The organism is Amycolatopsis sp. NPDC104863 (assembly GCF_055582965.1).
The window spans coordinates 255,833-268,426 of sequence record NZ_JBVJOW010000010.1 but is presented as its reverse complement, the minus strand read 5'-3'; the positions used below and the strand labels follow the sequence as shown (position 1 = coordinate 268,426).

The 12,594-nt window shown below is 70.8% G+C and carries 10 protein-coding genes and 1 tRNA gene; all 11 read left to right on the top strand.

The genetic code is table 11. From position 1 onward, the window contains the following. Window positions 1–4: 4 nt before the first annotated feature. The 11 genes from ACZ63J_RS42605 (at window position 5) to ACZ63J_RS42555 (ending at window position 11,953) form a co-directional block, all read left to right on the top strand. On the top strand, window positions 5–835 hold the full coding sequence (locus ACZ63J_RS42605; RefSeq protein WP_465401680.1) for an IclR family transcriptional regulator domain-containing protein: 831 nt from the start codon (window positions 5–7) through the stop codon (window positions 833–835). A gap of 147 nt (window positions 836–982) precedes the next feature. Beyond that, window positions 983–1,597, top strand: a complete 615-nt coding sequence (locus ACZ63J_RS42600; RefSeq protein ID WP_465401681.1) for a nucleotidyltransferase family protein — start codon at window positions 983–985, stop codon at window positions 1,595–1,597. A gap of 162 nt (window positions 1,598–1,759) precedes the next feature. Further along, window positions 1,760–2,629, top strand: coding sequence for an AAA family ATPase (locus tag ACZ63J_RS42595; protein ID WP_465310533.1), 870 nt, complete (start codon window positions 1,760–1,762; stop codon window positions 2,627–2,629). Window positions 2,630–2,701: 72 nt separating this feature from the next. After that, the gene (locus ACZ63J_RS42590; RefSeq protein WP_465401682.1) at window positions 2,702–4,465 is read left to right on the top strand and encodes a hypothetical protein; all 1,764 of its coding nucleotides are present in this window, start codon (window positions 2,702–2,704) and stop codon (window positions 4,463–4,465) included. Between the two features lie 288 nt (window positions 4,466–4,753). Then, window positions 4,754–4,827 (top strand) — tRNA-Arg (locus tag ACZ63J_RS42585). A 36-nt stretch (window positions 4,828–4,863) separates the two neighbouring features. After that, window positions 4,864–5,979 (top strand): vWA domain-containing protein, encoded by a 1,116-nt coding sequence (locus ACZ63J_RS42580; protein WP_465401683.1) that lies wholly within the window; start codon window positions 4,864–4,866, stop codon window positions 5,977–5,979. Continuing rightward, window positions 5,972–7,084, top strand: coding sequence for an XdhC family protein (locus ACZ63J_RS42575; RefSeq protein ID WP_465401684.1), 1,113 nt, complete (start codon window positions 5,972–5,974; stop codon window positions 7,082–7,084). Before ACZ63J_RS42580 ends, ACZ63J_RS42575 begins: the two co-directional genes overlap by 8 nt. 187 nt (window positions 7,085–7,271) lie before the next feature. Continuing rightward, window positions 7,272–7,796: a (2Fe-2S)-binding protein gene (locus ACZ63J_RS42570; protein ID WP_465340149.1), complete on the top strand. Its 525-nt coding sequence runs from the start codon at window positions 7,272–7,274 to the stop codon at window positions 7,794–7,796. After that, window positions 7,796–10,237, top strand: a complete 2,442-nt coding sequence (locus tag ACZ63J_RS42565; RefSeq protein ID WP_465401685.1) for a xanthine dehydrogenase family protein molybdopterin-binding subunit — start codon at window positions 7,796–7,798, stop codon at window positions 10,235–10,237. The genes ACZ63J_RS42570 and ACZ63J_RS42565 overlap by 1 nt, the downstream gene beginning before the upstream one ends. Continuing rightward, window positions 10,234–11,088: an FAD binding domain-containing protein gene (locus ACZ63J_RS42560; protein ID WP_465310539.1), complete on the top strand. Its 855-nt coding sequence runs from the start codon at window positions 10,234–10,236 to the stop codon at window positions 11,086–11,088. Before ACZ63J_RS42565 ends, ACZ63J_RS42560 begins: the two co-directional genes overlap by 4 nt. Window positions 11,089–11,173: 85 nt before the next feature. After that, window positions 11,174–11,953 (top strand): SRPBCC family protein, encoded by a 780-nt coding sequence (locus tag ACZ63J_RS42555; RefSeq protein ID WP_465401686.1) that lies wholly within the window; start codon window positions 11,174–11,176, stop codon window positions 11,951–11,953. Window positions 11,954–12,594 lie beyond the last annotated feature (641 nt).

The window sequence follows — 12,594 nt, the reverse complement described above, 5'->3', positions numbered from 1 at the left end:
GGGAATGGACACGGGGAGGCGCATCGAAGCCGAGCTGAACAGCGAGCCGGCGCACCGAGGCGCCCACCACGTGCAGTCGCTGGAGCGCGGTCTGGCCGTGATCAAGGCGTTCCACGCGGGCGCGGCAGAGCTGACCCTGAGCGACGTAGCCCGCGCAACGGGCCTCACCAGAGCGGCGGCGCGCCGCTTCCTGCTGACGCTGGCCGACCTGGGCTACGTCCGCACGGACGGCAAGTACTTCTCGCTCACGGCGAGGGTGCTGGAGCTGGGGTACGCGTACTTGTCGAGCATGACGCTGCCCGAGGTGGCGCAGCCCCACCTGGAGCGCCTGTCCGGGGAGGTCCACGAGTCGAGCTCGGTCTCGGTCCTGGAGGGAACGGACATCGTCTACGTGGCGCGCGTGGCGGTCTCCCGAATCATGACGGTGAGCATCAACGTGGGCACCCGCTTCCCGGCGTACGCGACATCGATGGGTCACGTGCTGCTGGCCGGGCTGAGCAAGGCAGAGCTGGAGGCATACCTGGTGGTGGCGAGGCTCGACCGCCTGACCGACCGCACGGTCACGTCCCCGGACGGCCTCCGAACGGAACTGGCAACGGTGACCGGCCAGGGCTGGGCCATGGTCGACCAGGAGCTGGAGGAAGGCCTCCGTTCGGTGGCAGCCCCAATCCACGACCGCAAGGGCCGAGTGGTGGCGGCGGTGAACTTGTCCACGCACGCCAGCCGCACAACGGCGGACTCGGTAAGGGAGGACCTGGTCCCACCCCTGCTGGAGACGGCCCGAGCGATCGAAGCAGACCTGGCCGTAGGCGCCCCAAGCCGAGCCCATGGCTGAGCAGAGCCACGGCTACGCACCCGCTTCAGTGTGGTTTCGGCGGCCAGCGCCCATGGCTGAGCTGGCGATGAGCGAAGCCCCGCACCCCGCTTCGGTGCGATTCCGGCGAGCGGAGCCCGCACCCTTCCCGGCGGCGCAGGTGCGTCCATGACTCGGCCCACCCGTCCGGTCGCGGGTCTCCTCCTCGCCGCCGGAGCCGGCCGTCGCTTCGGCGGCCCCAAGGCGCTCGCCGAACTCGACGGTGAACCACTCGTGCTCCGAGCCCTCCGAACCCTCACCGCCGCAGGCTGCGACCCGATCCGGGTCGTCCTCGGCGCGGCCTCCAGCGAAGTCCGGGCACTCCTGCCCGACCCCGCCCAAGCAGTGGAAGCCGAGGACTGGGCGAGCGGCATGGGCGCCTCCCTGAAGGCCGGCCTGGCGGCCCTCACCGAAACCAACGGCCCGGAAGCGGCCCTGGTCCACCTGGTCGACCTGCCCTGGGTCGGCCCGGAGATCCTGACCCGCGTCGCCGCCGACGCGACCACCAAAACGGTCGCCCGAGCGGCCTACGAGGGCGTACCCGGCCACCCGGTGCTGCTCGGCCGCCACTGGTGGCAGGAGATCGCCGAATCCGCCCAAGGCGACCGCGGCGCCCGCGACTGGCTGGCCGCCCGCACCGACCTCACCCTCATCGAGTGCGCCGACCTGGGCAGCGGCCGCGACGTCGACCGCCGCACCGACCTCCCAGCCACAACACCACCCACCAATCCACCGACCACCTGACCATCGGCCGCCCGCCGTCACCGACTACCTCGCCGCCGGCCACCCTCGCGCCGGGCACCCCGTCACCGGCCGCCCCCATCGCCGACCGCCGCGCCACCACCCGCCCCAACTCCCTCAACCACACCCCGGCAACCGCCGCACCCTCCGCCTACGATCGACTCCGTGACCGACTCGCCTGAAGAACTCGCCGCTGCCCTCGACGCGACCGGCTACCTCGCCGATGACGGGCTTGCGACCGCCGGGTTCCTCGCTCTGCGGATGGGGCGCCCGCTCTTCTGCGAAGGCGAACCCGGCACCGGCAAGACCTCGCTCGCCCTGGCGCTGGCCACCGCTCTCGACCGGCCGCTCATCCGGCTCCAGTGCCACGAGGGCATCGACGCCGCCCAAGCGCTCTACGAATGGGACTTTCCTCGGCAGCTGCTGCACCTGCGGGCCCTCGAGGCGGCCAACGACGGCGTCGTCGACGTCGAGGCCGCCGAACGGTCGCTCTACACCGAGCGGTTCCTGCTGGCCCGGCCGCTGCTGCAGGCCCTCATCACCACGCCGTGCGTGCTGCTCGTCGACGAGATCGACCGGGCCGACGACGAGTTCGAGGCCTTCCTGCTGCAGTTGCTCGACGAGCACGCCGTCACCATCCCCGAGTACGGCGAGGTCCGCGCCGAAGTGCCGCCGCTGGTGGTGCTGACCTCGAACCGGACCCGCGAGGTGCACGACGCGCTCAAGCGCCGCTGCCTCTACCACTGGCTGGAACACCCGGACCTGGTTCGGGAGGTCACGATCCTGCGCCGTAGGATCCCGCGAATAGGTGAACTCCTTGCTCGGCAGGTGGCTGAAGCGGTGCAACGGCTCCGCCAAATGGACCTGCTGAAGCCACCGGGAGTAGCGGAGTCACTCGATTGGGCGAAGGCCCTGATGGCTCTGCAGCGGGACGAGCTGGACGCGGCATCGGCGGCGCGGACGCTCGGCGCGGTGCTGAAGTACAGCGAAGACCTCGACCGGGTCCGGGCGAAACTCGACGCCTTGTTCGCGTGAGCGTGGCGTGAGCGTGAGCGCGCGTGACCGGCCGGTCCGGGGAACCACCGAAGGCGGGGGAGGACCTGCGGAATGAGCGTGGCGGAAACGACCGAGGCCAGGCCACTGGCCGAGCCGGCCCCGGATGAGGGCCGACCGGCTCCGGTGGCGACCCGGCTGGGGTGGCGCGGCAAGCTCGCCGCCGTGGCCGCGGTCCTCGGGGGCACCGCGCTGATCGCCGTGCACGCCTCGCTCTACGGCAACTGGCTGATCGACGACGCGGCCATCACGTTCGCCTACTCGCGCAACGTCGCCGACGGCTTCGGCCCGGTGCTGCAGCCCGGGGCCTCGCCGGTCGAGGGGTACTCCAACCCCACCTGGATGATCCTGCTGGCGCTGGGCAAGCTGGTCGGCCTGTTCGACCACGGCACGCTGTTCGGCATCTCCGACCAGATCCTCTTCCCGAAAGCGCTTGCCCTCGCCTGCTGCCTCGGCGTGCTCGTCTTCTTCTACTTCGGCGCGAAGACGCTCAGCCGCCGCCCGGCGCTGATCACCTTCCTCGCCGGCGCCACGCTCGCCGCGATCCCGTCGTTCGTGATCTGGTGCTTCTCCGGGCTGGAGAACTCGTTCTACGCGCTGACCGTCGCCGCGCTCGCCGTCGTGACCCTGCGGGCGGTGCAGAGCGGGCGGCTGCTGAGCTACCAGGTCGCCGCCGGCACCGGCCTGATCGCCATGCTGGCCGCGCTGACCCGGCCGGACGGGATCATCTACGCCGGCGCGTACCCGATCACCGTCCTGCTGTTCCTCAAGCGGGACGTGCTCGGCCGCAGCGTCCGCGCCGTGCTCACCTCCGTCGCCGGGTTCGCCGTGCCGTACGGCGCTTACGTGGTCTTCCGCTGGTTCGAGTTCGGCCGGCTGGTGCCCAACACCGCCGTCGCGAAGGGGCAGGAGCCGCCGACTCTCGCCGACCTCGCCGCGCCCGGCCAGATCGTCGACTACGTGGGCTGGCTGGTCGTCGCGGTCGCGGTCGCGTGCCTGGTGCTGCTGCTGGTCCGCCCGTCGGGGCTGCGCACGGGGCTGATCGCGCTGCTCGTGCCGTTCGGGCTCACCGTCGTCGCGTTCGTCGTGCTCGAGTACGACTGGATGGGGCAGCTGCGGTTCGCCACGCCGGTGTGGACGCTCGGCGCGTTCGGCGGCGCGGTGGTCGTCGTCGAGGCGCTGGCCGCGACCCGGCTCCGCGGCCGGATCGTGCTGGCCTGCCTGCTCGTCGTCGGGCTGGTCAGCTCGCTGAACGGGCTCTACCAGCAGGGCACGCAGTACCGCGCCAACGTCAAGACCGCGATGTGCATCGTCGCCGAGCGCGACGCGCGGACCATCAACGGTTTTGCCGACATCCTGAAGCTGCCCGACACCGCGCAGGTCGGGCTCATCGACCTCGGCGGGACGTCGCTGGGCAGCCGCATCCGCGTGCTCGACCTGGCCGGGCTCGGGGACAAGCCGATCGCCGACTACCTGCACGAAGCCGACATGGCCGGTCTGCGCGACTACGTGTTCACCCAGGCCAAGCCGGAGCTGATCACGTTCATCGGCTCGTGGATCACGACGCTGCAGTTCGACCAGGACCCGCGCTTCACCAGCGACTACGAGACGATCTTCGTGAACCGGCCGACCGGCGACCAGACCGTCGACTCGCGCAACTGGGTCAGTTTCCACGTCCGCCGCGACCAAGTCGACGCCGCGAAACTCGCGGAACTGCAGGCTTACGCGCAGAAAACGCTGCCGCCGGTGCTGGAGCTCAACAAGACGGCGGGCCTGCGCGGCTGCGCGCCGATCACCCCCGGCATCAAGGCCTCCTGAACCACGACCGCACGCCGCCCCGGCAGTCCACAAAGGACTGCCGGGGCGGTGTCGTTAAATGCGTTGCCGTGCCGCGACCGGTCCGGCATTCTTCTTTCACCACCGAACAGCCGGACCGAAAGGAGGAGATCGTGACCGAACGCCGGAACCGTGGTGGCACGATCTCCGGTGCCCGTCGCTGAAATTCTTTCCGAAAGCTCTTCGCGCCCACCTCTCGCTACCTCGGGTCGGTCGCGGCGAAGAGCGCGGTCTGCGCCTGCCCGGGGAGGGGTGCGCGCAGGCCGCCCCGTCTCGGTAGCTCAGCAGGACAGAGCGCGGCGCTACGAACGCCGAGGTCCGAGGTTCGACTCCTCGCCGGGACACCGACAGCGCGCCCGAAACAGGTGCACAATGGGAAGATGACCACCGCCGCCGCCGATCCGGTCGCCGGGTACGCCGGGTTCGCCGCCGCCCTGCGCGAAGCCGGTGTCGCCTGCGACGCGCACCGCGTGCAGGCCTATCTGACGGCCGTCGGCGAAATCGACGTCTCCGAGCCCACGCAGCTCTACTGGGCCGGACGGCTGACGCTGTGTTCGAGCCCCGACGACCTCCCGTGTTACGAAGAGGCGTTCAGCCGGTGGTTTTCGATCGAAACGTCCACGCCGCAGCGGGCCAAGGCCGCCGCGCCGAAGCAGGCGCGGATCGCGCCGCTCGTCGACGCGGACGGGAGCGACGCCGAGGGCGGTGAAGACCGTGACCAGCTGAAAGTCGCCGCGAGCGCCCAGGAGGTGCTGCGCCACCGCGACCTCGCCGAGCTGACCACCGCCGAACGCGAACACCTCCGCGAGCTGCTCGCCACCCTGCGCCCGGCGCCCCCGAAACGCCCGGCTTCGCGCAAGACCCCGTCGAGGCGCGGCCGCCTGGATCCCTCGCGGACCTTGCGCGCGATGCTCGCCAGCGGCGGCGAACCCCTGAAGCTCGCGTACGTCCGCCGGGGCCGCCGGCCGCGGCGAGTGGTGCTGCTCATCGACGTCTCCGGTTCGATGAGCCCGTACGCCGACGCCCTGCTGCGGTTCGCCCACGTCCTGACACGGTCCGCGCCCCAGTCCGTCGAGGTGTTCACGCTGGGCACGCGCCTGACGCGGGTGTCGCGCCAGCTGCGTCAGCGCGACCCCGAACACGCGATGCTCGCGGCGGGTTCGGCGGTGCCGGACTTCGCCGGCGGCACGCGGCTCGGCGAGACGCTGCAAGCCTTCCTGAACCGCTGGGGCCGGCGCGGGGTGGCCCGCGGCGCGGTCGTCACGGTGTTCTCCGACGGCTGGGAACGCGGCGACACCAGCCTGCTCGGCGAGCAGCTCGCCCACCTGCGCCGGCTCGCGCACGCCGTATTCTGGGTGAATCCGCACGCCGGGCGTGCGGGGTACGCTCCGGTCCAGTCGGGCATCGTGGCCGCACTGCCCCACATCGACCGGCTGCTGGCCGGGCACACCCTGGCCACCTTGGAACGACTGCTCCGGGAGATTTCCGATGCGTGACGTACTGGACGACGTGTTCCGCCGCTGGTCGGCGGGGGAAACCGTCGGGCTCGGCACCGTGGTCGCCACCTTCTCGTCGGCGCCGCGCGCGCCCGGCGCGGCGATGGTCGTCGCCGCCGACGGCACCGTCGCCGGCAGCGTGTCCGGTGGCTGCGTCGAGGGCGCGGTCTACGAGCTCGCGCAGGAAGTCGTCGCCGAGCGCAAGCCGGTGCTGCAGCGGTACGGCGTCACCGACGACGACGCGTTCGCGGTGGGCCTGACCTGCGGCGGGATCATCGACATCTACGTCGAGCACGTCGACAGCGAATCGATGCCGGAGCTCGGCGACGTGGTCGCGTCCGTGCGCAACGGCGAGCCGGTCGCGGTCGTCACAGTCATCGAACACGAGCACGAGGGCCTGGTCGGCGAGCACATGATCGTCTGGCCGGACCGCACCGAAGGCTCGCTGGGCTCCTCGCGGATGGACGACGCGGTGGCCGACGACGCGCGCGGCCTGCTGGCCAGCGGCCGCACCGGCACCCTGCACTACGGCCCGGACGGGCAGCGCCGCGGCGAGGGCATGGCGGTGTTCGTCAACTCCTTCGAGCCGCCGCCCCGCCTGCTCGTGTTCGGCGCGATCGACTTCGCCGCCGCGATGGCGCGCATGGGCGCCTACCTCGGTTACCAGGTCACGGTGTGCGACGCGCGGCCGGTGTTCGCCACCAGCAGCCGCTTCCCGGACGCGCACGAGGTCGTCGTCGACTGGCCGCACCGCTACCTGACCGCGGAGGCCGACGCGGGCCGGATCGACCAGCGCACGGCGATCGCGGTGCTGACCCACGACCCCAAGTTCGACGTCCCGCTGCTGGAGGTCGCGCTGCGCCTGGAGGTCGGTTACGTCGGCGCGATGGGCTCCCGCAAGACGCACGAGGACCGGTTCTCCCGCCTGCGCGAGGCCGGGATCACCGAGGGGGAGCTGGAGCGGCTGTCGTCGCCGATCGGTCTTGATCTCGGCGCCCGCACCCCCGAGGAGACGGCGGTGTCGATCGCGGCCGAGATCATCGCGCTGCGATGGGGCGGCGGCGGCCAGCGGCTCGCGGAACTCACCGGGCGCATCCACGGCTGAAAAGTTCACCCGGACGGCGCTTCCGCGGATGCGGAGATTCCACTGTGGATTCACCCGCACCTGCGGAAGCGACGCCCGAACCTGTGACACCAGGACTTGTCCGCGCCAAGAACGCGTAGCACGCTCGGGTCTGTGAGCCCGATCACGGTCGGGTCTGGCCGTTCCCGAACCGGTTCTTGGAGGCCTGATGCGCATCACCGTCACTGTCGACGGGACGAAGTACACCGACGAGGTCGAGCCCCGCACCTTGCTGGTCCACCACCTGCGCGAAAAGCTCGGCAAAGTCGGCACCGTCGTGGGCTGCGACACCAGCAACTGCGGAGCCTGCACCGTCCACCTCGACGGGCACAGCGTGAAATCCTGTTCCGTCCTGGCGGTGCAGGCCGACGGCTGCGAGGTCACCACGATCGAGGGCCTCGCCCGCGACGGCAAGCTGCACCCCGTCCAGCAGGCGTTCCACGACAACCACGCCCTGCAGTGCGGGTTCTGCACCCCCGGCATGATCATGCAGTCGATCGACCTGCTGGCCGACAACCCGGATCCGGACGAACAGGCCGTCCGTGAAGGACTCGAAGGCAACCTGTGCCGCTGCACCGGTTACCAGAACATCGTCCGCGCGGTCCGCGACGCCGCGCAGCACATGAGCCCCGGCGCCGGCCCCGAAGCCGAGCGGATCACCGAGACCAAGCACGTCGGCGTGGGTGGTGACTGATGACCGCCACGATCGAACCGGAGGTCGGAAAGTCTCGGCGCCGCAAGGAAGACGAGCGGCTGATCAGCGGCCGCACCCGCTGGACCGACAACATCGCGCTGCCGGGCATGCTGCACATGGCCGTCCTGCGCAGCCCGTTCGCGCACGCCAAGATCGTCTCGATCGACACGTCGGCGGCGAAGGGCGCGTCCGGCGTCGTCGCCGTCTACACCGCGAAGGACCTCGACCCGGACGGCGCGATCGGCATGCCCTGCGCGTGGCCGATCACGCCGGACATGAAGGCGCCACGCCGGCCGGTTCTCGCGTCCGACCAGGTCAACTTCGCCGGTGAAGGCGTCGCGGTCGTCGTGGCGCGTTCGTCCGCCGAAGCGCACGACGCGCTCGAGGAGATCGACGTCGAGTACGACGAGCTCCCGGTCGTCCTCGACATGGAAGCCGCGATCGCCGACGGCGCCCCGCTGGTGCACGAGGACCAGGGCAGCAACACGAGCGCGGTCTGGAAGTTCGACTCGGGCGAGGCCGGCACCGGCGGCAACGTCGAGGACGCGATCAGCTCGTCCGAGATCGTGCTCAAGCGCCGATTCCGCCAGCAACGCCTCGTCCCGGCCTTCATGGAGCCGCGCGCCTGCGTGGTCGACCCGACCGCCGCTCAGCTCACGATGTGGTCGGCCACGCAGGTCCCGCACATCCTGCGCGTGATGTCGGCGCTGACGCTCGGCATCCCCGAGCACAAGCTGCGCGTGATCGCCCCCGACGTCGGCGGCGGTTTCGGCGGCAAGATCGGCGTCCTGCCCGAAGAGATGATGTCGCTGCTGGTCGCGCGGAAGCTCGGCAAACCGGTCAAGTGGAACGAGTCGCGGTCCGAGACCATGCTCGCCGCCCACCACGGCCGCGACCAGATCCAGGACATCACCATCTCGGCCACGCGCGAAGGCCAGGTGACCGGCCTCAAGGTCGAGCTGCTCGCCAACCTCGGCGCGTACAACGGCCTCGTCGGCCCCGGCGTGCCGATCCTCGGCGCGTTCATGTTCAACGCGATCTACAAGATCCCGGCGTACCACTTCGCGTGCACCAACGTGTACACGACGACGACGCTCACCGACGCCTACCGCGGCGCCGGCCGACCGGAGGCGACGTTCGGGATCGAACGGATCATGGATGAGCTCGCCGTCGAGCTCGGCATGGACCCCCTGGAGCTGCGCGAGAAGAACTGGATCAAGCACGAGGAGTTCCCGTTCACCACGGTGTGCGGGCTGACCTACGACTCCGGCAACTACGAGGCGGCGACGGCCAAGGCCAAGGAGCTCTTCGACTACGACGGCCTGCGCGCCGAGCAGGAGAAGCGCCGCGCGTCGGGCGACAAAGTGCAGCTCGGCATCGGCATCTCGACGTTCACCGAGATGTGCGGGCTCGCGCCGTCGCGGGTGCTCGGCTCGCTCGACTACGGCGCCGGCGGCTGGGAGTACGCGTCGATCCGGATGCTGCCCACCGGCAAGGTCGAGGTGATGACCGGCGCGTCCGCGCACGGCCAGGGGCACGAGACGGCGTGGAGCCAGATCGTCGCCGACCAGCTGGGCGTCGCGTTCGAGGACGTCGAAATCCTGCACGGCGACACGCAGTCGTCGCACAAGGGCATGGACACCTACGGCTCGCGGTCGCTGGTCGTCGGCGGGATCGCCGTCGTCAAGGCGGCGGAGAAGGTCGTCGCGAAGGCCAAGCCGATCGCGGCGCACCTGCTCGAATGCGCCGAGGACGACCTGGAGTTCGCGAACGGCAAGTTCACGGTGAAGGGCACCGACACGTCGACGTCGATGGGCGACGTCGCGCTCGCGGTGTTCGCCGCGCACAACCTGCCCGACGGGGTCGAGCCGTCCCTCGACTCGGACGCGACGTTCGACCCGGAGAACTTCTCGTTCCCGCACGGCACGCACCTGTGCGCGGCCGAAGTGGACACCGAGACGGGCCGGATCAAGCTGCGCTCGTACGTCTGCGTCGACGACGTCGGCGTCGCGGTGAACCCGCTGATCGTCGAGGGCCAGGTGCACGGCGGGCTCGCGCAGGGCATCGCGCAGGCGCTGTTCGAAGGCACCGAGCACGACGAAAGCGGCACGCTCACCACCGGCACGTTCGCCGACTACCTGCTGCCGTCGGCGGCCGACCTGCCCTCGTTCACCACCGACCGCACGGAAACGCCGTCGACGACGAACCCGCTCGGCGCCAAAGGTGTCGGGGAAGCGGGCACGATCGCGTCCACGCCGGCGGTGGTCAACGCGGTGATCGACGCGGTGCGCCACTTCGGGGTGAACGACATCGAGATGCCGTTGACGCCGATGCGCGTGTGGCACGCGATGCACCACGGCACGACCGACGCCGGCGGCCCCGGCCGCGACGAGGCCGGCGGCGGCCTCGGTTCGATCGACGCCACCGGAGGTGCGCAGTGATCCCGGCTTCCTTCGACTACGTCCGCCCGTCCACAGTGGACGAAGCGGTGCAGGCGCTGGCGTCGGCGGGCGAGGACGCCAAGGTGCTGGCCGGCGGGCAGAGCCTGCTGCCGGTCCTGCGGATGCGGCTGGCCACGCCGACGACGTTGATCGACCTCGGGCGCGTCGCGGAGCTGCGCGGCGTGCGCGAGGACGGCGACACGCTGGTGATCGGCGCGATGACCACGCACTACGACGTCCAGCGCGACTCGCTGATCGCTTCGCACGCGGCGTTGCTCAAAGAGGCGACGGACACGGTCGCCGATCCGCAGATCCGCCACCGCGGGACCTTGGGCGGCGCGATTTCGCACGCCGACCCGGCCGGGGACCTCCTCGCGCCGGTGCTGGCGCTCGACGCGTCGCTGGTCGTGGCCGGGCCTTCGGGACGCCGGACGGTGCCGGCCGCGGAGTTCTTCCAGGACCTGTTCACCACGGCGCTGGCGCCGGACGAGCTGCTGGTCGAGGTCCGTGTCCCCAAGCACACCGGGTGGCGGGCGCACTACGAGAAGTTCAACCGGGTCGCCCAGGCGTGGTCGATGGTCGCGGTCGCGGTCACCGTCCGCACCGAAGCGGGTGTCATCGAGGAAGCCCGGGTCGCGCTGACGAACATGGGTTCGACTCCGGTGCGGGCGTCTGGTGTCGAAGCGGCGCTGGTCGGCGTCCAGGCCTCGGCGGATTCCATTGCCGCGGCGGCTTCGCATGCGGCGGAAGGCACGAATCCGCCGGTCGACAGCAACGCCGACGTCGAATACCGCCGTCACCTGGCCCAGGTCTTGACGGGCCGGGCCATCACGGCGGCGGCCGGAGCCTGACGCACCCCTTCACCGCCCTGGCCGCCGCTCCGGCGGCGGCTAGGGTGGGGTGGGTCCGGCTCGTCTCGAGGAAGGAGGTCGGCCCGTGCGGCTCGACCACGAATTCACCGTCCCGGCTCCGATCGGCGAGGTCTGGCAGGCGGTCGTCGACCCCGAGCGGGTGGCCCCGTGCATGCCGGGCGCCACGCTGACCAAGGTCGAAGGGGACAAGTTCAGCGGGACGGTGAAGGTCAAGCTCGGGCCGATTTCCCTGCTGTACAAGGGGAACGGCGAGTTCCTGGAGAAGGACGAGACGGAGCACAAGGTCACGATCAAGGCATCGGGCAAGGATTCACGAGGAGCAGGCACAGCGGCGGCGACGGTGACGTTGACGCTGACGGAGGCCGAGGGCGGCACGCACGGCACGGTCGCGACGGACCTGGCGATCACGGGCAAGCCGGCCCAGTTCGGGCGCGGCCTGATCAGCGAGGTCGGTGGGAAGATCCTCGACACGTTCGCGGGGTGCCTGTCGGGGAAGTTGGCTCCGGCGGAGTCGGCGGAGCCGGTTGCGGAGCCGGCCCCGAAGCCGGTTGCGGCGGCTCCGGCGCCGGCGTCAGCCCCAGCCTCGGCTGAACCGGTGGCCAAGCCGGAACCGGCGGTGAAACCGGCCCCGACCACGGCAGAGATCAACACGGAGCCTCGGGCGTCGTCGTCGGCGCCTGCTGACCGGCCGCCGCTTCGCAGCGTCCCGGCGGCCCCGGAGACGGAAGCGATCGACTTGCTCGACTACGCGGGCCAGTCGGTGCTGAAGAGGTTGGCGCCGGTGTTGCTCGGGATCGCGGCGGTGGTCGGCCTGGTGGCGATCGTCCGCGCGTTGCGCAAGTAGCCGAGAGAGTCGCATCTGCGCAGGTGCCGACAGGTGAGGCTGTCGGCCGGCTGAACCTTGCGCGGTGGCTTTGGCGCTATTGGCTATCGGCTAGTCTTCGCGCGATGAACCCGGCCCTGGGTGCTGCCAGCCCGCTGAACTTCGGACGGTGATCGTGGCTTTGGTTGCGGTCGGCTGGCTGATCTTCGCTCGGCGACCTTGGCTTTGGTTGCGGTCGGTCAGCTGAACTTCGCGCGGTGAACCTGGCCCTGGGTGCTGCCAGTCCGCTGAACTTCGCACGGTGATCCTGACCCGGAGTGTTGCCCGGCCCCGCTGGACTTCGCGGGGTGATCGTGGCTTTGGTTGCGGTCGGCCGGCTGAATTTCGCCTGGTGACCTGGCTCGGCGTGCTGCCGGCTGGCTGAACTCGTCCCGGTTGGTCGCGATCGGCGAGCTGGCGCGCTCGCTCGGCATCCACCTCCTCCTGGCGCCCCCTGGCTCTGTCGACTTCGGGATCGCCGCGGTGGGATTCCCACTTCCGCGTTCCCGCCCCGCCGTTCCCGCCTCGCCGTTCCCGCCTCGCCGTTCCCGCCTCGCCGTTCCCGCCTCGCCGTTCCCGCCTCGCCGTTCCCGCCTCGCCGTTCCCGCCTCGCCGTTCCCGGT

What these genes read in the sequence shown, in the direction of transcription:
- ACZ63J_RS42605 (WP_465401680.1), top strand. Translation starts at nt 5, where the DNA reads ATGGACACGGGGAGGCGCATCGAAGCCGAGCTGAACAGCGAGCCGGCG.
- ACZ63J_RS42600 (WP_465401681.1), top strand. Translation starts at nt 983, where the DNA reads ATGACTCGGCCCACCCGTCCGGTCGCGGGTCTCCTCCTCGCCGCCGGA.
- ACZ63J_RS42590 (WP_465401682.1), top strand. Translation starts at nt 2,702, where the DNA reads ATGAGCGTGGCGGAAACGACCGAGGCCAGGCCACTGGCCGAGCCGGCC.
- ACZ63J_RS42580 (WP_465401683.1), top strand. Translation starts at nt 4,864, where the DNA reads ATGACCACCGCCGCCGCCGATCCGGTCGCCGGGTACGCCGGGTTCGCC.
- ACZ63J_RS42575 (WP_465401684.1), top strand. Translation starts at nt 5,972, where the DNA reads ATGCGTGACGTACTGGACGACGTGTTCCGCCGCTGGTCGGCGGGGGAA.
- ACZ63J_RS42570 (WP_465340149.1), top strand. Translation starts at nt 7,272, where the DNA reads ATGCGCATCACCGTCACTGTCGACGGGACGAAGTACACCGACGAGGTC.
- ACZ63J_RS42565 (WP_465401685.1), top strand. Translation starts at nt 7,796, where the DNA reads ATGACCGCCACGATCGAACCGGAGGTCGGAAAGTCTCGGCGCCGCAAG.